The organism is Paenibacillus sp. PCH8 (assembly GCF_002968835.1).
Classification (GTDB): domain Bacteria; phylum Bacillota; class Bacilli; order Paenibacillales; family Paenibacillaceae; genus Paenibacillus.
The window spans coordinates 2,549,435-2,568,046 of the sequence record NZ_PKQK01000001.1 but is presented as its reverse complement, the minus strand read 5'-3'; the positions used below and the strand labels follow the sequence as shown (position 1 = coordinate 2,568,046).

Here is an 18,612-nt window from a genome sequence, read left to right as displayed (position 1 = left end):
AGGAACATGACCCTAAGATTCATTGGGAACTTCATAGTGAATGCACGTACGCAAACTGTCTTTCAAATGCTGCAACGTAGTGAAGTTCTCCAATTCAAGATACTCATCGTCCATCTCAATATTGAATTTATTCTCCAAGGCGATTATCAGTTTGATAAATGTAATAGAGTTTAATCCCAGAACCCTTAGATCTTCATCTAATGCATCTACATCCAGCTTTTGTTCAGAAAATAATTCTACTACTTGATAAAAATCGATATCAAACTGATCATAAGCCACAGGATATTCTTGCAAGAATGATTCCTCCTCACGTGAGACATGTAATCTTCGAAAATCAGAATGTTAGTAGCACCAATGCTGTGGTCAGGCATCTGAAAGAGAACGTATGGGCATCTGAATAAAAGGCCTACATTTTGTAATTATTCCATATATTCTCTGACTTCGATACTATCATAATTTTCTTGATCCAAGCAATGATTTTTGGCATATATTCACAAATATTTAATAGTCATACATTTCATCTGTATTCGATAGAAAATTCGGGGTAACTTCCTCCATCTAAGCCCAAAAAAAGCATGCCCATCGGATGAACTCCGATATGGGTCATGCTTTTTTTGTCGTTTGAAGTAGTTTGAAGCCAACGGATTAGATCTCTTTCAGAATGCCTTTAACCAGCCCAATGAAAGTTGTTTTCACTTGCGCAGCAACTTCAATGACTTCATCATGACTTAACGGCTGATCCAGAATGCCACAAGCCATGTTGGTCAGACAGGAGATCCCCAGCACTTTCAATCCACCATGAATGGCGACAATGGCTTCAGGTACCGTGGACATTCCCACAGCATCCGCACCCATGGTGCGAATCATGCGAATCTCGGCTGGTGTTTCATATGCCGGACCACTCCACCATGCATAGACACCTTGCTGAAGGCCAACATTCTGTTCTGCTGCAACTTTCAGGGCAATACTGCGGAGTTCGCGGTTGTACACCTGGGACACATCCGGGAAACGCACACCCAGTTCGGCGTTATTTGGTCCCATCAACGGATTGTTGCCTACCAGGTTAATATGATCTGTAATGAGCATCAGCTGTCCCGGCTCAAAGCTTGTGTTGATTGCTCCGCAGGCATTCGTGATGAGTAATCGCTCGACACCCAGTGCCTTCATGATCCGAACCGGGAAAGTCACTTCGTCCAGTGTAAAACCTTCATAATAATGAAGACGTCCCTTCATCGCTACAACCGTATGGCCCATCAGTTCCCCAATGACCAGTTCATTGGCATGCCCGATGGCCTCCGATTGAGCGAAATACGGAATATCCGTATACGGAATGACTGTCGCATTTTCAATCTCGTCCGCGAGCGCTCCCAGCCCTGATCCCAGAATCATGCCTACGGCAGGCTTGTTACTGATTCGGCTTAATATGTAATCTCTTGCTTCCTGAATATGTGCGGATTGATGCATAATAATATCCTCCTGATGATCTGAATTGGGTTTAAACGAGGTACTACTCATCAAGTGTAATGAACAATGGCTATGATGTAAATGGAAGCTCCAGTCGGAATAGCGGTCCCCTAGCCAATGAACAGCGTGTCCATGGCTGTCAGCCATCCATTCTTCTTTGCTACAGTCAAAAAAAAAAAACGATCCTGTATACCAGGACCGCTTAAAAACATGGAACTATACTACTCCGGTGAAAATTTGCTTCTGCTTTTCATGTATTCGATGATGATGACCAGCGACAATAAATATGAATGTAACAAACATCATCCGCTTGGCGAAAGTTCCTTCTTCAAAAATGTAACCGATTATTGTAATGCGTTAATGATACGCCAGAATGATTCCTTCGGCTGCATCTGCTGGTCAAACACAAAAGGCCAGTTCTTGCGTCCACGTACTGGAAAATGATCCAGCCAGGTATAATCGTCTGCCACTCCCCAGAACGTCACAGATGTAATGGAGGATTCATACTCACGGAATAGATTGAAGATTTCTTCATACCGACGCTCCTGTAACTCAGCCATTTCCGAAGTGGGCGCAGTGAGATCCGTTCGGCGATCCTCATGGCGAAATACGGACAAGTCCATTTCGGTAACATGCAACTGTACATCCAGTGAAGCGTAACGCTCGATGGCCATTCGGATCTCCTCAATCGAAGGACCATGGATATTCCAGTGTCCCTGCATACCGATTCCATGTACAGGTGCTCCCTTTTCCAAGAGGGACTGAACCAAGTTGTATATTTTCTCCCGTTTGACCGGGTCCGTCTCATTGTAATCATTATAGAACAGCAGGGCATTCGGGTCCGCTTCGTGAGCCATGCTGAAAGCTTGCAACAAATAGTCTTCTCCCAGCAACTCCAGCCACTTCGTGTCCCGCATAAACAGCTCCGTCTTGTCTTCAATAGCTTCATTAACGACATCCCATGCATATATCTGTCCCTTATACCGACCTACTACCGTATCTATATGTTGCTTCAAGCGGGATAACAGTAGCTCCCTGGAAGCCGGAGCACCTGAAGCATCCTGAAAGACCCATTTCGATGTCTGATTATGCCACACCAGAGTGTGTCCGCGAACAGCAATTCCTTTGCCAACAGCAAAATCGACGATTTCATCTGCGGCTTCGAACATATAATGTTCCTCTTCCGGGTGTATCTCTTCAAACTTCATCTGATTCTCTGCGGTGATGCTATTGAAGTGTTTTGCGATAAAATCTCCTTCAGACTGCAACATCCTCGTATGTACTGCAGCACCTATTTTGAACTTGTTGGCGTAAGCAGCATGTAGCGATGGAATTTCCGTTGACATTTACAATTCCTCCCTGCCCGTTTTATCCATCATATCGTTTTTTGTATGCGCTTACCATGAATAAATTAAACTTCTTCCCCCTTAAATTTTACTTCTTTTGATCCCATACCCTGTCGGCAAAACAAAAACACCTCCATGTTCCATTGCAAAATCGCAATAGAATTCTAATCGTTGGAAGTGCTTTGTGACGGTCAGTTGAAGTCAACTTATGTACATTATGATTAGGATAAGGGCATGAGGCGTTACAGCTTATCCACCTGTAGCAAGGTCACCTGTTTCACCGTACATGCAGGACTAACCTGTTCCTCGGACAGAATGTTCAGCTTGATCAGGCTTTTCAGCTTATGGCTGTCCACCTTGGACAGCAGTCGCCAGATGTCCGGATCGGGAAGAGAAGCATACAGCTTCTGATCATCGTACTCCTTCCGGTGCTGAAGCACCGTTTTCACCGTGTAACCACCGACCTGCGTCTCATAGACTCCGTGTTCCGCACAATAGGCGACAATCTCATCCCGCAGTACAGACAATTGTTGCTCTATGTCCTTTTGCTGTTGTTTCAGTTCAAAATAGGTTTGCACTTTCTGTTCCATGACTATCACGCTCCTCTATTACCATAGGTATGCAAGGAACGCTATTTTAGGACAAGCTATTTATTTATTTTGCGTAAATATGGCCTTTACTCTCACACATGGTATGCTGTCTTCATTGTACACATCTTCGTTGCTATGATTACAGCAGGTTCTCATTCAAGAACGGGTTATGGAGAGTAATCCTGTGAACCCGTTCCATTACATGTGGCCCCATTGGTACATCACCAACGCGCCTTAACAGTATCCAGCGCAGACAAGCGACTGCTTCAAAAATCCGCTCTTCTTCCAGTGTGTAACTTGTTGTACGTCTATATTCGGCTTGAAAAACCTCGCCATAACCTTCCCCATGATAGATGCTGATGAGAAAAACAGTCCATGCTACGTCGTACCTTGGATCTCCATACTGTCCATTGGTCCAATCAATAATGGTGTAGTTGTCATCCATTGCAAGAATATTTCCCAGGTTATAATCGCCATGAATCAAACGGTCCTGTCTAATCTGGACATGCTGAATCAGGTTTGCAAGAATAGCATTTATATCTTCATGTAACTCTACTTGATGAAAAAAGTATCCCACAAAATCGTATCTGGATATGTATCCTACATCTTCTCCAGCATGCACTTCATTCACCGGATAACGATGAACCTCCATTAATTGCTGAGCCAGGCTTGTCAGTATGTCATCTGTTAATAGGGTAACACGCTCACCATCATAGCTCGTTAGCAGCACCTGATTCTGTTGCTCGTCCATTCCCCAACCGTAAGGCTTGGATACACGAATTCCACTCTGGTGCAGCTTCGATAATAGTCGATATTGCTTGCCGATATCCGGTTTCGACTCCTTGTTCCACACCTTCAATACGTAATGCTGATTACCAAGTTCTATTCTCATCACAGTGGCTTCTAGTCCAGGTATCAAGGGAGTGACCCGACTGGCTTGTTCAAGCACCTGCTGAACTCCTTCATCCAGTTGAATCCACTTTATACGGCCAAGTTCGGTAGTCATCATTCTCATCCTTCCATATGAGCTGTACAGACACAAGTTTAGATGAACAGTCGTTTATCAAATACCTTCTGCCATTTCCTCTCTTCATATCCGATTGCTATATAAAACCGATGTGCAGATTCCCTTTTTCCGTTACAACGTACCCGAATGCTATTAAAGCCGTTAACCCGAGCCCATTCCTCGCATTCGCTCATGATTTTCTTACCAATCCCCATCCCTTGATGAATCCCATCCACAACCAGTCCACCAATCTCGGCAAGAAGGACTCTCTATGGAATGCATTCCCTGTACATGGCCCCAGCCCACGACCTCCGAATTGATCTCAGCCACACATACATAATGGTCTGTTAATGAAGAGAGCCGAGTTAATCTCCCCATGATTTCTTCAGTTGTGCTGATATAACCCAGTTGATGGGATAATTGGCTCATCACTTCGCTATCCTGAATCGTAGCTCTCCTGCAATGTATCATCACTGCTCCTCCGTTCATTCATGTCATATCGCACTTTCTCTTCCAGTCACTCAGGTATAATAAGTCCTTTGCCAATGACATTGGCGGATACCGGCTGCTTGCCCAATTCTCTGGCCCATACGGACAACTGTCCCATATGGTGAATCTCATGAGCAATCACGTGACGCATGACTTCTCCCCATGAATTGATAACGATGTCACCATCCAGTCGATGATCGATATAAGCTCTCTTTTCCATACTGGTATCCCATGCATTAACGAATGTTTCCACCTCGGGACGTAATTTGCGATCAAATTGCCTTACAGCCTCAAGACTCTGGTAATTTGCAAAGTCTTCCGCATCATCCGGTTTGCCCTGAAGCAACTGAAGCCAGCTCCACTCTACATCAATGATATGAAACAACGTTTGTAATATGTTGCCTACTCCGCCCGTCCGAGGCCGAAGCAATTCTTCCAGCGGTACATCCTCACACCACGCATACCATTGCTCACGCACCATCCAGTTATAACGAAAAAATGTTTCCATTTGTAATTCTCCTTCCCGGGTTAACTTTTCCAAGCGCATTTCATTAGAATCGGTCTACTCTTTTTGAACGGTCTGCTCTCTTCTTGATAAATAGGATAACATTATAAATAATCAGGACATTCAACAAATATTCAAGAATATTAATGCTTGCTGTAGAAAAAAACCATATCGTATCGTCCGGTTTCGCATAGTGATAATCCGTGAAGAAGCGGAGTGGGAAACCATATTCTGTTCGTAGCGGGCCATCTTCCGTATACACGGTTCCGGGAATAACGAAAATAGCTAAAGCAGCAAGCCAAGCAGAAAGGTTAAGTATTCTTTTATGGATATTCAAACGATCTCCTCCAGCTGTTTATCCAAATAGTCTCTCAAGTCCTTCTGATCCAGTACGACGATCATTACAGCACACTCTCCGAATCCACCACATTGGCAAACAACCTCAGAACCGTATTATGATACTCTATAATCTGATTCGCTTTGAGCGTGTTTGAATTCCATGTGCTGTGTGCATCTCCAACCAAATTAACCTTGTATCCCAGACTGTAGGCTCTGCGGCAAGTCGTGTCTACACATACCTCGGTCTGCATGCCCGTGAGGACCAACTCCGTCACATCTTTATCTTGCAGTGTCAGATGCAAGTCAGTCTGGTGGAACGAATCGGGAGTTTCTTTTTCAATTACGAGATCACCTACAATCGGTGCAATATATCCCCCATGAATATCCGTTAAGAATACAATCTTCATTGCAACTTTTCCTCAGGAATATACATCGTCTGAATCTCCTGTACGCCCGGAATAAAGCCGAGATTCAGATATACAGACTCCGCATCATTTCCTTCCATCACATACAATCGCAGTAAAGGATACTGACCCTTGAGCATAGTCAATGCCCTCTGTAACATCATGGTGGCAAGCCCTCTTCCTCGATAGGCGGGGAGAACGCCGATACTATATACAGCAGCCTGATTGTCTTGCAGACATAGGCGACAGTTCGCAACAAGTTGCCCCGTTTCGCTGTCATATACAAGGGTAGAAGCTTGAGTCAGAATTTCATTCGTATAATTAGGGTCTTCATCGGGTGTAAAATCTTCAAGAGAGCTCTGTTTTCTTCGCACAGCCTCAAGACTTCCTGCAAAACTACCCAGATCACATTGTGCAATCTCATCTTCATTCACATACTTGCGTCCACCGGTTCCATTTTCGATAATCTCTGGACTCTTCACGGTCACCCTGCTGTCCCAATCGATCTCATAATGATCTGTTGGTCGCTGCATCCAGCGACATCTGAACTCCGCCGGCCAGAATCCGGCTCTTGCGTATAGATCGACTTGGTCGGGAAGAATCTCAAAGGTCTGGATGCGTTTCGTGCGATCCGACCACTGGATTAATTTATCTCGTAGAAGTTTGAGTACCTCAAATGAATGCGCGAATGGCGGGACAAAGAACAAATGATAAATCTGGTTAGGCTCCATCCTCACGCCGCCTATTTTGCTCTCTCCCTTGTAGATCCAATACGCACTGCATTTGGAGGAATTGAATTCTTCTTCCCTAAAAAAACCAACAAAACGCATATTATAATAAACCGTGCAATACAGTCCCCATTCGGCAGGTTCAGCCATTCGAATAGAGTATTCATCGGATAACTCATATTGAAGAATATCTGCGGACCACTCCGTTAAACTCATCCAGCATATACTTAAACGGATTCTCGAAATACGCAGTCCGCCACCTGATCGGGTTAATCGGTTTCCACGATCGATTGTTCGATGAGTTGCTGCGATATTTCTCGGTATATCCATCGCCTGCAACAACACATCCATTATTTTTTGTGTCATCACATTCATCATGTTCAATCCTTATCCGGGTATCCTATTTCTGCAATGTGCGTGACGGAATATTCGACTGGATTCACCCGGCTGTTCGAGCTGCCATAATTAATTGCAGTGCCCCCTTTTCTCATCTGAGGTAAACACAATCATCTGCATTCCTTTGTTTATTTGTACTTGAACTTCCTCCACGTCCATCGCTTTTAATGCTTCCAGAGCATAGCCCACATTAAACGAAATTTTACATTCCGCACCTTGAAAGTTACGCATGGGTAGACACTCAGATGCTTGATTCACTTTACTTGAGGAGTCGAATTCAACATGCTCCGCAGTGACCCGCATTCGAATCAAATTCGTTTTCTCCTGAGAAGCAATGATTGCAACCCGATCCAACGCCGATATGAGAGATGACGCATGGACGACAAAACGAGCTAAATACGCCGAATATACACTCATGTCAATATTCGGATAGGAACCTGTTATGGATTGTGTTAAGAGGGTAAAATCTTTCCCGGTGAACTCCATTTTGGTTTTTGATACGTTGACTGCAACAGGCTCATCAACGATAAGTTTCTCGAGTTCGTTCATCGCTCGGCCAGGGATGATAACTTCTTCGTTGGTAGCTGACGTTGTAGTCACAATCGTCTGCTCAACTCTTCCCATTCGAAAGCGATCACAGCCGATCATGATTACCGTGCCATCCCTTACCTCCATCTTCACTCCTGTAAGAGCAGGCGTGTTTTCTTTTTTCTGTACCGCAAACAGAGTTTGATGTATGGAATCTTTCAAGCTTTTCCCACGAATTGTGAACGATGTGTAGTCTTGGATGTGCTCCGGAAGAGGATATTCATCTGCATTCAGCAGTTTAAGTACAAATGTTGATTTCGCAGAGATTGTTGTGATAGTTAACAGATCACTCGCTGCCTCGCTGGATAATATAATTTCTTTCTCGTCCATCTTTCGGACGATTTCATATAATAGTCTCGCATGCACAGCGACTTTGCCTTGTTGTTGAATTTGAACGTGCTTCGCATCCATATTTGTAATAAGATACGTTGTACTATCTCCACCAATGATGGTGATTTGATCTGTATCTGCCTCCATATAAATACATTCAAGCACTTGAATATTCTCATGAGACGGCACCACTCTTACGGCCTTACTTAGTTGCTCCAGCATGCGAACACGGTTTAATACAACTCTCATCTGAATAACTCCCTGCTTCTGGAATCTTCGTTTACCAACCGCCCCTGCCCTCTCTAGTTCGGACTATGCTTTGCCGGGTCTTGCAGTCAACAGAGATACGATCACATATGCAAACACTTGAACAATAAATATAATGCCTGCAAATTCAACCAGGATGCTGTTCCCTGCATTGAAATCATTCACCATATCCATCACAATCTGCTCAGGTCGGGATATGATATCCCACGAATTCCACCGATTAAATCGTCCAATGTACACACCAAGACTCGTCAAAATTAAAATAGTGCCCACGACTAACATACCAATCCATCTATGTAAAAATCGATTTATCATCCTATGAATTTGCGTGATCGAACACGTCGAGAGCAGCAATCCAAGTACAGCTATGGCAAACGTGAGGGTGAGATTGTACCAAAAATCAATGTTGACCCAGAATTTGCCCCCCGCTTGAGCATCAAAGTATCTGAATGAATGCAGGATCTCTGTAAAAAGATAGGCCGAATTCGGCAGAAAGAAGAGCCAGCCTGCACACATCAGCCCTATGGCAATGAAGCCCGTTTTCGTTTTTGTTCTACTAAATACGTATAGGATTAAAGATGACAGGATAAACGGCACCCATGCCAGGAACATATCCCATGTTATAAATCGATACATATTCGTGTTGGTTTGGACACGCAAATACATCGCCACGCCCAGGCAGCATAAAGTCGCCACCAGCAAGGTTCCAATGAATCGAAGACTCTCAACTGGATGTTTAGCAGGATTCATTTTTCACCTCACTTGATAACTTAAAATAATGTCACCGTTGTCTTCAAACTCACCCGTTGCTTGGAACCCGCATCGCTTATACAGCGCATTTGCCACAACATTATGAGGTACATGCGATACTCTGATTTGCTGGCAATCGCTTCGCTCTCGCAACATGCGGATTACTTCCTGAATGGCAAGTTTGCCATAGCCCTGGCCCTGATCCTTCTTATCAATCATGAAACGAAGAATCCAGTAGTACCCGTCATTGTAAATCTCGTTATCAAATAAAATAAAACCGACCATCCGGTCCTCTACCACAATACCATAAGGCCTGGAAGTCAATTCCTTCGTCGCATGGATTAATGAATCCGCATTGCTTGCAACCAAATCCAGCTGGTCTTCCCGTGGTTTCAGATTAATGCAATCCAATTCATTTTCTTGGGTTATGCGTTGTAATGTTACTTTCTTGATATCCACAATGGCTTATCTCCTTGAGACATATTTGCTGGAGTTCAACTTATATAGATTTTCTTAATCAATATAATCTCCAAAGGCTGTGTGTCCAGCAGCAGCGCCCCTGCGTCCACATACCCCAGTTTTCGATAGAAATGTTGAGCAGTTTCATCCGCTTGAGTGGAAGTCATGACGGTGTCGAAGCCTTTTTGTTTCATCAGGTTTTCCCAGTGCTGTACGACTTTTTTGCCAGTCCCCCCATTCCGGTAGGGCTCATCAATCCAGATCATATTCATGAAGGGAATGTTGTCCCAAAAGTACCCGTACCTCATCCATCCAATTCTTGTTTCCTCATTCCAGATAATAAAAATTTCTTTCTCATTCATCTTAGGTTGCACAAGCTCCTTGTGCATATGTACATCCCTTTCCAGGATATAGTTGTAATCGGTTTCAATGGCATATTTAATCTCCAGCATTGACTCACCTCCCCATTAACTACGTCTATCATAAACCAAAATGTGGGGTCTGCGTATAAATTCTTCCTCTTCTCTGGTCAAACCAAAAAAGCCACGGTATCCCGCGGCTCCACTTGCTTTGATTTCCTCAATCCGCTGTTCGCTCACTCACCCGTTGCCCCTTGTACCACACCGCCTGACGTACGGATCGTCTTGCAACCGCTTCTGCTGAACAACTCGCTTGCACAAGTACAAAACTTGCGGTGTCGCCCACCTGTGGCCAGACCTGTTGCCCCTGTGAGTCTAGTGGGGTGATCCCTCCAGTGACATATCCCAATGATTGGGACAAGGATAATTCATCGCTATAACCATACAGTTCTGCGAAACGTCCCGCTTTTTCGAGCAGATCCCCGTTGCCAAAAGGAGACCAATGATCCGTCAAACTGTCTGTCGCCAGCTTCACGTTCACACCCATTCGGTGCAGCATGGGCAGAGGCATCATCGTTCTGCCGATAGGCACCGTTGAGGCAATGCACATTCCCAGCGAAGCCATCCGTTTCGCCATCTCTTCAGCTTCTTCCTGCTCTGCGTGAGCGAACCAGAACGCATGACTGACCGTAACTTGGCCCTGAAGTCCTGCGGCTTCAGTCAGATTCGCCAGTTCCAGCAGCGTTTGTTTGCCCGCTTCTCCGCCATCATGCAGATGAATGTCGATGCCGGCCTGGTACTGATCAGCCAGTTCGACCATGGCATTCACTGACTTCTCGATGTCTTCGTCCACCGTATGAGGATCGAGTCCGCCCACATGCGTTGCACCTTCCTTCATCGCTTGACCAATAAGCTCCACTGAATTGGAGCGAAGCAGCCCATGCTGCGGGAAAGCCACGATTTCCGAAGAAATTTTGCCCGAAAATGAATCCAGAGCTTGCCGCGTCGCTTCAAGTCGTTTCAGACCGCTGACCGGTTCAATGTTACAATGACTACGTACATGAGTGGAGCCGTACCCCTGGATCAAGGTCAGAATACTCTCCGCTTGACGCTTTGCATCGGGTAGCAGCTTAGGCAACAGTACCTTCTCTTCTTCGATACGTTCGAAAATGCTAGAGATTCGCTTAACCGCTGTCCACGGCCCGTCGTAGTATGTTTTGTCCAGATGAATATGTGCCTCCTCGAACGAAGGCAACAGTAGCTGCCCTTGACCATCAACTTGTGGCAGATCACCTGACAGGGCTTCATTCCCTTCCACAATCGCTGTAATAACTCCATCCTCAATTCGCAGATGAGCAAGGCTAGTCCGAGTACCTGTCACCTGTTCATCTTCTCGAATATAACTACGCTCCAAAGCCACATTCGTTAGCCAGAAGATCTGTTCCATATGTCATCCCTCTTTTCAGTCCGTTCGTTCGTAACATCAAGTGCCCAATAACTTATAATCCATGGTACCATACGGGTTCACCGAGCAAAAATATGTAAAACGTTGGTGTCCCATACGTAGATCGTTTGCATTACGGTACCTTAATATATAGAAAAAACAGGCACAATGAAGTGCCTGCATTAAAAATGAAACCGCGCATGCCCTTCATCAGTCACGCCTTCAATTCGCTCGATATCCAGCAGCCTGCGCTTCATCTCCAAACCTCCACGGAACCCGGTCAGCTTGCGATTGGCCCCGATAATACGGTGACAAGGTAACAGAACCGGAATCGGATTGGCTCCATTTGCGGCCCCAACCGCTCTCACAGCCGAGGGTCTTCCAATCTCAGCAGCGATGTCACCATAGGTCCGGACTTCACCATAAGGCACACGCCCGAGCTCTCTCCATACGTCCTGTTGAAACGGAGTACCGATCAAGTCCAGTGGGATCGCATCTGTATAAGCCATGGGTTCCCCGGCAAAATAGGACTGCAACCAATCCATCATACCTGTTCGTTTCAAAGCATCCTCGTTCTCTTCCAGTTCCACGCCAGGTGCAACTTTCTGTATCCAGCCGCTCCAGTCCTCCAGTGTTTCATTAGGCATGACTACTCGGCACAATCCTTGTTCCGTAGCGAGCAGCACCCATGGACGACCGTCCAGCTGCATCGTAGTGTACATAATATGGTTTCTCATTCGTTTATCGTCCTCTCCCCGGTGGAATGCTTAATGCTAGGGGTAACCCGCTTCTTCACCTTACGCTTCATGCTGCGGATCATCTGTTTGCTCTCCGGATCAACCCGATAGGATTCCGTAATTTTCTGAAGAGCTTTATTGTACGTAAAATCGTCCAGCGTATTGTGCTTCAGGTAGCCCATGGTCACCTCTGGTTGCTTCACATAAGCCATCGAGATAGCCCAGGCAACAGCCATTTTCACATAGTATGCTTCATGTTTAATCTGATCCAATGCGGGCAACACCTGATCTATATATCGCTCATCCAGATAAAAATTCAACAGCATAACGACACCAAACCGAATCTCATATTCCTGCTCTGATCTCAGATAGGGTTGCAAGAACGTCCACATGGACTCTGAATGGATCTTCGTATACTTTAATCCGGCACAGAAGCTGTCGCACACCGACCAGTTGTCGATCTTAGGTACAAATGCTTCAATGGCCTTCAGCAGCTCGTCCAGATCAGCCTGTACATGTCCAATGACCATCGCTTGCAACATCACTTCTTCAAAATATTCATCATCAGCTGTATCTAGATACATGCGCCAGTCCCCGGCGGCAATCTGTTTGGCAATCTTTCGTAAGGTTGGCAATCTCACACCCAGCACATTCGTTATGTTGGGAATGAGCGCAGCCGAGAATTTCTGATATTTCGGCTCAGCCAGGCTGAGCAATTGTGTTCTGATATTTGCTTCCACTAGCTCATATCCTCCTCGTCTGTTGCTGTACAACAAGTATATCCTTGCAGCGCTCGTTTGTAAGCCCATATCGAATAGGTGAGCAAGATTACAATATCATTTTCCATGCCTTCTATATAATAGTCACTCTTCTCCTTTGCTACCTCCAGCGCTCCTTTTTTCCCTTCGTTGTTTGACTTTCAACCCATTTCGTTTAAAAATATGAAGTTGATCCTATTGAAAGGAGTGTTGATATGAACGGATTTCAATCCAAAAAAGAATTCTCTGTTGAGGAGATCACCGAACAACTCACCCAGCATATCCAATCCCAGAACTTGCCTGAGTTCTATAAATTGGTGAAAGAGCTGCATCCCTATGATCTATCCCTCATATATAAAAAGTTCCCGGAAGCAGAAACGACCCGGTTTCTGCTTCTGTTCAAACCCGACGCCCTTGCAGATATAGTAGAGAATCTAAAGCTGCATGAACAGATCGAACTCTTTGAACGGCTCGGGCCGGAACGGATGCTTGAAGTCATGCAGCAGATGGACAAAAGTGACCTGATCCGGTTCATGCATGACCTGCCTGCCAAACGCAGAGAGGAATTGCTGTCCAACATGAATCTGGACCACTCTGCCATTATCCGTTCAGTGCTGAACTACCCGCCAGAGACGGCTGGACGAATCATGACAGATCAGTATCGGACACTGTTAGCCCATGAGACAGCGAGGGAGGCCTTACGACAATCGCAGGGCACACTGCACATCTCCGCTTCCAGTTACCTCTACGTGACCGATAATGAAGGTAAACTGGTCGGTGTCGTGAGTTATCGATCCCTTGCTCTGGCCGACGACAAGACTCAGGTTGATGAGCTGATGACCCGACGGGTGATCCGTGCCACGGTAGATATGGACCAGGAAGAAGCGGCGCAGTTGCTGCAACGTTACGAGTTCATGGCACTTCCGGTGGTCGATGAGAACAACAGGCTGTGCGGTATCATCCAGATGGATGATGTCATTGATATCATCATGCATGAAGCAAGTGAAGACTTGGCTCAAATGGGTGGCGGAGGCAAGGATATCGATTTTGATACCAAACCGCTCATTGCCGTCCGACGCAGACTTCCCTGGCTTATCCTGTTGCTGTTAATCGGCTTAATCTCGGGAAGCATCGTGGACTTTTTCGAGGATACCTTGAACCAGGTTGTGGCATTGGCATTCTTCATGCCCATGATTGCGGGTATGACGGGAAACACAGGGACGCAGTCTCTCGCGGTTGTTATACGTGGACTGATTGGACGCAAGCTTGACAAAGCCACTGTCTTGGCCCTGATTGTTCGGGAGATCAAAGTAGGCACTATGATCGGTCTGGTCTGCGGATTACTCATTACCGTCATCGCTTATTTCTGGCAAGGGGACTGGCTGCTGGGCGCAATTATTGGCGTGTCATTGTTCTTAACGCTGGTGATTGGCACACTGACCGGTACATGTATTCCGCTTCTGCTCAGTCGATTCAAGGTGGACCCTGCTGTGGCCTCCGGGCCGTTAATCACTACATTGAATGATATTCTGTCGTTGTTTATTTATTTCGGTATCGCCACCCGTTTTCTGGGAGCATTGATGTAAAAGTCACGACGGATGTAGCTGGTAAAAGTCCAGGCTCACCCGACTTACTCACAGACAGACAAATAAACAGACCCTGATCCTATGATCAAGGTCTGTTTATTTAGTATTCAGAAATCTGATTTTAAAATTTGAATGAACCGTGGAATAAGGTGGGGTTAGATCACACTTCATGTTTCATACTTCATACTTCATACTTCCGGCTTTTTGGTTGATCATCGGTTTACATGATGAATGCCTATCCGCATGACGTTTAAGCTGATCTTTTATTTTTATTATAGATATCAAATGCTACAGCAAGCAGCAGTACCAATCCCTTGATGCCCTGTTGCCAGTCAATCCCCAAGCCAATCAAGGACATTCCGTTATTAAGTACACCCATAACCAAACCACCGATGATTGCGCCGAATACCGTTCCAATTCCCCCGGAAGCTGAAGCTCCACCGATAAAACAAGCCGCAATGGCATCCAACTCAAAGTTGGTTCCGGCTCTTGGCGTAGCCGCATTCAGACGTGCTGCGAAGATCAGTCCAGAGATCGCTGCCATCATACCCATGTTGACAAATACCCAGAACGTCACTTTTTTCGTCTTGACTCCGGACAAACCTGCCGCTTTTTCATTTCCACCAAGTGCGTACACATGACGCCCCATAACCGTGCGGTTCATGACGAAGGAGTAGACAACGATAAGGACAAATAGCAGAACCAGAATATTGGGAATCCCTGCGTAACTTGCGAGTACAAACGTAAACAGATTCGTCACGGCTGCCACCACAATCAGCTTGAGCAGGAACAGTCCCTGGGACACGACCTCGAATCCGTATTTGCGCTGGGAACGACGCTCCCCTAGTTCATTGACGATGTACCAGACCGTGAGGACAAGACCCACGATAATGGATACCAGACCCAGACCTGAGAATTGAACATCCGGCAAGAAACCCGAGCTGATTTTCTGGAATCCGGCAGGGAAAGGAGAAATGGATTTCCCTTCCAGCACGATCATCGTCAGACCGCGGAACAGCAACATGCCTGCCAGCGTCACGATAAACGCCGGAATTCGCACATATGCGATCCAGAAGCCCTGCCATGCACCAATCAACCCGCCAACCAGCAAGGATGCAATAACCGCAAGCCATGCTGGAAGCTGCCAATCAACCATCATGATTGCGGCTACTGCACCAACAAAGGCGGCAATGGAACCAACCGAAAGATCAATATGCCCGGTAATAATGACAAGCACCATGCCAATCGCCAGTACCAGAATGTAGCTATTCTGCAAGATCAGATTCGTAATATTAATCGGCTTGAGCAGTAGCCCGTTGGTCAGTATCTCGAACAAGAGCATAATCACGACCAGGGCAATGATCATGCCGTATTGACGTATGTTATTTTTGAACAGTTTCGTTATCGTTTCCATACTTACCGCCTCCAGACTTGGTCATATATCTCATCAACGTTTCCTGCGATGCTTGTTCCCGGCTGACTTCACCCGTGATTCGTCCGGCATTCATGACATAGATCCGGTCACACAGGCCAAGAACCTCCGGAAGCTCGGATGAGATTACCAGCACACCCTTGCCCTCAGCAGCAAGCCGATGAATGATCGTATAGATCTCGAACTTCGCTCCCACATCAATACCGCGGGTAGGTTCATCCAGAATGAGGATATCCGGTCCGGCAAAAATCCATTTGCTCAGCACCACCTTCTGTTGGTTTCCTCCGCTCAGATTACCGGTCTTCTGCAGAATGCTGGGTGCTTTGATATTCATGCTTTTCTTCATTTCTTCGGCCACCAGCACTTCTTCGTGCTCGTTCACAACCGCCTTCCGCGTCAGCTTGTTCAGGCCTGTTAGTGAAATGTTCCGCTTGATATCATCCATCAGGATGAGACCGTATTCCTTGCGGTCTTCAGTCACATAAGCGAACCCATTCTCAATAGCCTCGGTGACGCTGTTATTCTGAATGGGCTTGCCATCCTTGATGAGTTGGCCCGAAATGTTGCGTCCGTAGGCTTTGCCGAATATGCTCATCGCAAGCTCTGTCCGTCCAGCCCCCATCAGGCCGGCAATGCCTACAATCTCACCACGCTTGATATGCATATTGATCTGATCCAATACCTTCCGCTCGGCATGATGTTCGTGGTATACCGTCCAGTCCTTGACCTCAAGAATGACTTTACCTATGGTCGCGTGGCGCTCCGGATAACGGCTGGTGAGATCACGTCCGACCATGCCGCTGATGATCCGGTCCTCCGTGACGTTGTCCCTCTTCATATCCAGCGTCTCAATGGTCTTGCCGTCCCGTAAAATGGTTACGGAATCCGATACCTTGGATACTTCATTCAACTTGTGGGAGATCAGAATACAGGCGATGCCCTGCTTCTTGAATTCCAACATCAATTGCAGCAGATTTTCACTGTCATCCTCGTTCAGCGCAGCCGTTGGCTCATCCAGAATGAGCAGACGCACTTTTTTGGAGAGCGCTTTCGCAATTTCAACCAGTTGTTGCTTACCCACTCCAATGCTGGATACCAGCGTGTTCGGATTTTCGTTCAAGCCTACCTTGCTCAGCAGTTCACGTGTACCCACAAAGGTTTCCTTCCAGTCCACAATCCCCTTGTTCGCACGCTCGTTGCCCAGATAAATATTCTCCGCAATGGAAAGGTAGGGAATCAGGGCAAGCTCCTGATGAATAATAACGATACCCAGATCCTCGCTCTGCTTGATATCCTTGAACTCACATGTTTTGCCCTGAAATATAATATCTCCTTCATACGTGCCATACGGATATACACCGCTAAGCACCTTCATCAGTGTGGATTTACCTGCTCCGTTCTCCCCGCATATCGAATGAATTTCGCCTTCCCGGACTTGCAGATTGACACGTTCCAGCGCTTTGACGCCAGGGAAGGTTTTGGTGATGTCCTTCATTTCCAGAATGATTCCGGCCATGGAATGTGCTCCTTTCATTCTTTATTTCAATCCGATTTCTTCCTTCGTGTAATACTTGCTGCCCACAATATCCTGCTCCACATTCGTTCGATCCACGGAGATAGGGTCCAGAAGATATGCTGGAACAACCATAATTCCATTGTTATACGAATTCGTATCATTCACTTCTGCTTGTTTCCCTTGCAGAATGCTATTCGCCATTTCTACCGTCTGCTCTGCCAGCTTCCGTGTATCCTTGAAGACTGTCTGGGTTTGCTCGCCAGCGACAATGGACTTGATCGAGGCCAGTTCGGCATCCTGACCCGTAATGACAGGCAGTGGCTTGTTCGCTGTTCCGTAACCGATACCTTTCAAGGATGAGATGATCCCGATGCTGATCCCGTCATACGGTGATAACACCGCATCCAGGTTATCCCCTGAATAGTAGGCACTTAACAAATTATCCATCCGTGTTTGGGCCAAGGCACCATCCCAACGCAAGGTAGCGATCTGGGCCATCGTCATCTGTTTGCTGCGTACAACCAGCTTGCCGGAATCAATATACGGCTTCAGCACGGACATCGCACCGTCGAAGAAGAAATAAGCGTTATTATCATCCGGTGAACCGCCGAACAGCTCCATGTTATACGGTCCTTTTCCTTCCTTTAGACCAAGCTTTTGCTCAATGTAGGAAGCTTGGAGCACCCCTACCTTGAAATTATCGAACGTGGCGTAGTAAGTCAGATAGGGCGTATTACGAATGAGCCGGTCATACGAGATGACCTGTATTCCTTCATCATGCGCCTTCTTGATCACATCCGTTAGCGTATTGCCATCCACGGACGCGATGACCATCACATCAACGCCTTTGGTAATCATGTTCTCAATCTGTGAGATCTGATTCTCGACGACATCTTCGGCATACTGAAGATCGGTTTTGTATCCTTGCTCCTGAAACAGACGGACCATGTTCTCCCCGTCACCCACCCATCGTTCCGATGATTTGGTTGGCATCGATATGCCGACGTACCCCTTTTCCTTGCTGCCCAGATCACTTTCGGCCAGATTACATGCCGAAAGCATCAAGGTCATCACCAGAAGCCAGATGAGCATAGCTCCTTTTTTCATATGAAGTTCCCC

The 18,612-nt window shown here is 46.3% G+C and carries 22 protein-coding genes; 1 reads left to right on the top strand and 21 read right to left on the bottom strand.

Annotated features, from left to right (window positions below; genetic code table 11):
- Nucleotides 1-12: 12 nt before the first annotated feature.
- The 18 genes from C0Q44_RS11110 to C0Q44_RS11030 form a co-directional block, all read right to left on the bottom strand.
- Nucleotides 13-294, bottom strand: a complete 282-nt coding sequence (locus C0Q44_RS11110; RefSeq protein ID WP_105407278.1) for an acyl carrier protein — start codon at nt 292-294, stop codon at nt 13-15.
- Between the two features lie 351 nt (nt 295-645).
- Nucleotides 646-1,464 carry a purine-nucleoside phosphorylase gene (locus C0Q44_RS11105; protein WP_105407277.1) on the bottom strand — a complete coding sequence of 273 codons (819 nt, stop codon included), beginning with the start codon at nt 1,462-1,464 and terminating at the stop codon, nt 646-648.
- A gap of 344 nt (nt 1,465-1,808) precedes the next feature.
- On the bottom strand, nt 1,809-2,810 hold the full coding sequence (locus C0Q44_RS11100) for an endo-1,4-beta-xylanase (protein ID WP_105407276.1): 1,002 nt from the start codon (nt 2,808-2,810) through the stop codon (nt 1,809-1,811).
- A gap of 242 nt (nt 2,811-3,052) precedes the next feature.
- Nucleotides 3,053-3,400 carry a hypothetical protein gene (locus tag C0Q44_RS11095; RefSeq protein WP_105407275.1) on the bottom strand — a complete coding sequence of 116 codons (348 nt, stop codon included), beginning with the start codon at nt 3,398-3,400 and terminating at the stop codon, nt 3,053-3,055.
- A gap of 139 nt (nt 3,401-3,539) precedes the next feature.
- Nucleotides 3,540-4,406, bottom strand: a complete 867-nt coding sequence (locus tag C0Q44_RS11090; RefSeq protein ID WP_181150930.1) for an aminoglycoside phosphotransferase family protein — start codon at nt 4,404-4,406, stop codon at nt 3,540-3,542.
- Nucleotides 4,407-4,444: 38 nt separating this feature from the next.
- Nucleotides 4,445-4,621, bottom strand: coding sequence for a GNAT family N-acetyltransferase (locus C0Q44_RS31760; protein ID WP_146113442.1), 177 nt, complete (start codon nt 4,619-4,621; stop codon nt 4,445-4,447).
- Nucleotides 4,608-4,877 carry a hypothetical protein gene (locus C0Q44_RS29850; RefSeq protein WP_146113441.1) on the bottom strand — a complete coding sequence of 90 codons (270 nt, stop codon included), beginning with the start codon at nt 4,875-4,877 and terminating at the stop codon, nt 4,608-4,610. Before C0Q44_RS29850 ends, C0Q44_RS31760 begins: the two co-directional genes overlap by 14 nt.
- A gap of 46 nt (nt 4,878-4,923) precedes the next feature.
- Nucleotides 4,924-5,403, bottom strand: coding sequence for a DinB family protein (locus tag C0Q44_RS11080; protein WP_105407272.1), 480 nt, complete (start codon nt 5,401-5,403; stop codon nt 4,924-4,926).
- A 43-nt stretch (nt 5,404-5,446) separates the two neighbouring features.
- Nucleotides 5,447-5,737 (bottom strand): hypothetical protein, encoded by a 291-nt coding sequence (locus tag C0Q44_RS11075; RefSeq protein WP_105407271.1) that lies wholly within the window; start codon nt 5,735-5,737, stop codon nt 5,447-5,449.
- A gap of 64 nt (nt 5,738-5,801) precedes the next feature.
- Nucleotides 5,802-6,146, bottom strand: a complete 345-nt coding sequence (locus tag C0Q44_RS11070) for an isochorismatase family protein (RefSeq protein ID WP_105407270.1) — start codon at nt 6,144-6,146, stop codon at nt 5,802-5,804.
- Complete coding sequence (locus C0Q44_RS11065; protein WP_258166244.1) at nt 6,143-7,237, bottom strand: GNAT family N-acetyltransferase; 1,095 nt, start codon at nt 7,235-7,237, stop codon at nt 6,143-6,145. The genes C0Q44_RS11070 and C0Q44_RS11065 overlap by 4 nt, the downstream gene beginning before the upstream one ends.
- Nucleotides 7,238-7,336: 99 nt before the next feature.
- Nucleotides 7,337-8,434, bottom strand: a complete 1,098-nt coding sequence (gene dnaN, locus C0Q44_RS11060; RefSeq protein ID WP_105407269.1) for a DNA polymerase III subunit beta — start codon at nt 8,432-8,434, stop codon at nt 7,337-7,339.
- A 63-nt stretch (nt 8,435-8,497) separates the two neighbouring features.
- Nucleotides 8,498-9,202, bottom strand: coding sequence for a DUF1361 domain-containing protein (locus C0Q44_RS11055; protein ID WP_105407268.1), 705 nt, complete (start codon nt 9,200-9,202; stop codon nt 8,498-8,500).
- Nucleotides 9,203-9,205: 3 nt separating this feature from the next.
- A complete protein-coding gene (locus C0Q44_RS11050) occupies nt 9,206-9,661 on the bottom strand; it encodes a GNAT family N-acetyltransferase (RefSeq protein WP_181150929.1) in 456 nt (151 codons plus the stop codon).
- 35 nt (nt 9,662-9,696) lie between these two features.
- Nucleotides 9,697-10,110, bottom strand: coding sequence for a GNAT family N-acetyltransferase (locus tag C0Q44_RS11045; protein ID WP_105407687.1), 414 nt, complete (start codon nt 10,108-10,110; stop codon nt 9,697-9,699).
- Between the two features lie 130 nt (nt 10,111-10,240).
- The gene (locus C0Q44_RS11040; protein ID WP_105407266.1) at nt 10,241-11,467 is read right to left on the bottom strand and encodes an amidohydrolase; all 1,227 of its coding nucleotides are present in this window, start codon (nt 11,465-11,467) and stop codon (nt 10,241-10,243) included.
- A 179-nt stretch (nt 11,468-11,646) separates the two neighbouring features.
- Nucleotides 11,647-12,201, bottom strand: coding sequence for a methylated-DNA--[protein]-cysteine S-methyltransferase (locus tag C0Q44_RS11035; protein ID WP_105407265.1), 555 nt, complete (start codon nt 12,199-12,201; stop codon nt 11,647-11,649).
- Nucleotides 12,198-12,941 carry a DNA alkylation repair protein gene (locus C0Q44_RS11030; RefSeq protein ID WP_105407264.1) on the bottom strand — a complete coding sequence of 248 codons (744 nt, stop codon included), beginning with the start codon at nt 12,939-12,941 and terminating at the stop codon, nt 12,198-12,200. Before C0Q44_RS11030 ends, C0Q44_RS11035 begins: the two co-directional genes overlap by 4 nt.
- A gap of 233 nt (nt 12,942-13,174) precedes the next feature.
- Here C0Q44_RS11030 and mgtE point away from each other — a divergent pair, with 233 nt between their 5' ends.
- Entirely contained in the window at nt 13,175-14,545 is a 1,371-nt protein-coding gene (gene mgtE, locus C0Q44_RS11025) for a magnesium transporter (protein ID WP_105407263.1), read from the top strand.
- A gap of 250 nt (nt 14,546-14,795) precedes the next feature.
- Here mgtE and mmsB read toward each other — a convergent pair whose 3' ends face one another.
- The 3 genes from mmsB to chvE are packed head-to-tail and all read right to left on the bottom strand — an operon-like array spanning nt 14,796 to nt 18,600.
- Nucleotides 14,796-15,959: a multiple monosaccharide ABC transporter permease gene (gene mmsB / locus C0Q44_RS11020; RefSeq protein WP_105407262.1), complete on the bottom strand. Its 1,164-nt coding sequence runs from the start codon at nt 15,957-15,959 to the stop codon at nt 14,796-14,798.
- Entirely contained in the window at nt 15,928-17,493 is a 1,566-nt protein-coding gene (mmsA, locus tag C0Q44_RS11015) for a multiple monosaccharide ABC transporter ATP-binding protein (RefSeq protein WP_105407261.1), read from the bottom strand. Before mmsA ends, mmsB begins: the two co-directional genes overlap by 32 nt.
- Nucleotides 17,494-17,514: 21 nt before the next feature.
- Nucleotides 17,515-18,600, bottom strand: a complete 1,086-nt coding sequence (gene chvE, locus C0Q44_RS11010; protein ID WP_105407260.1) for a multiple monosaccharide ABC transporter substrate-binding protein — start codon at nt 18,598-18,600, stop codon at nt 17,515-17,517.
- Nucleotides 18,601-18,612: the final 12 nt, after the last annotated feature.

What these genes read in the sequence shown, in the direction of transcription:
- mmsB (WP_105407262.1), bottom strand. Translation starts at nt 15,959, where the DNA reads ATGGAAACGATAACGAAACTGTTCAAAAATAACATACGTCAATACGGC.
- C0Q44_RS11065 (WP_258166244.1), bottom strand. Translation starts at nt 7,237, where the DNA reads ATGACACAAAAAATAATGGATGTGTTGTTGCAGGCGATGGATATACCG.
- C0Q44_RS11090 (WP_181150930.1), bottom strand. Translation starts at nt 4,406, where the DNA reads ATGACTACCGAACTTGGCCGTATAAAGTGGATTCAACTGGATGAAGGA.
- C0Q44_RS11080 (WP_105407272.1), bottom strand. Translation starts at nt 5,403, where the DNA reads ATGGAAACATTTTTTCGTTATAACTGGATGGTGCGTGAGCAATGGTAT.
- C0Q44_RS29850 (WP_146113441.1), bottom strand. Translation starts at nt 4,877, where the DNA reads ATGATACATTGCAGGAGAGCTACGATTCAGGATAGCGAAGTGATGAGC.
- C0Q44_RS11040 (WP_105407266.1), bottom strand. Translation starts at nt 11,467, where the DNA reads ATGGAACAGATCTTCTGGCTAACGAATGTGGCTTTGGAGCGTAGTTAT.
- chvE (WP_105407260.1), bottom strand. Translation starts at nt 18,600, where the DNA reads ATGAAAAAAGGAGCTATGCTCATCTGGCTTCTGGTGATGACCTTGATG.
- C0Q44_RS11095 (WP_105407275.1), bottom strand. Translation starts at nt 3,400, where the DNA reads ATGGAACAGAAAGTGCAAACCTATTTTGAACTGAAACAACAGCAAAAG.
- C0Q44_RS11055 (WP_105407268.1), bottom strand. Translation starts at nt 9,202, where the DNA reads ATGAATCCTGCTAAACATCCAGTTGAGAGTCTTCGATTCATTGGAACC.
- C0Q44_RS11035 (WP_105407265.1), bottom strand. Translation starts at nt 12,201, where the DNA reads ATGAGAAACCATATTATGTACACTACGATGCAGCTGGACGGTCGTCCA.
- C0Q44_RS31760 (WP_146113442.1), bottom strand. Translation starts at nt 4,621, where the DNA reads ATGGGGATTGGTAAGAAAATCATGAGCGAATGCGAGGAATGGGCTCGG.
- dnaN (WP_105407269.1), bottom strand. Translation starts at nt 8,434, where the DNA reads ATGAGAGTTGTATTAAACCGTGTTCGCATGCTGGAGCAACTAAGTAAG.
- mgtE (WP_105407263.1), top strand. Translation starts at nt 13,175, where the DNA reads ATGAACGGATTTCAATCCAAAAAAGAATTCTCTGTTGAGGAGATCACC.
- C0Q44_RS11100 (WP_105407276.1), bottom strand. Translation starts at nt 2,810, where the DNA reads ATGTCAACGGAAATTCCATCGCTACATGCTGCTTACGCCAACAAGTTC.
- C0Q44_RS11070 (WP_105407270.1), bottom strand. Translation starts at nt 6,146, where the DNA reads ATGAAGATTGTATTCTTAACGGATATTCATGGGGGATATATTGCACCG.
- mmsA (WP_105407261.1), bottom strand. Translation starts at nt 17,493, where the DNA reads ATGGCCGGAATCATTCTGGAAATGAAGGACATCACCAAAACCTTCCCT.
- C0Q44_RS11105 (WP_105407277.1), bottom strand. Translation starts at nt 1,464, where the DNA reads ATGCATCAATCCGCACATATTCAGGAAGCAAGAGATTACATATTAAGC.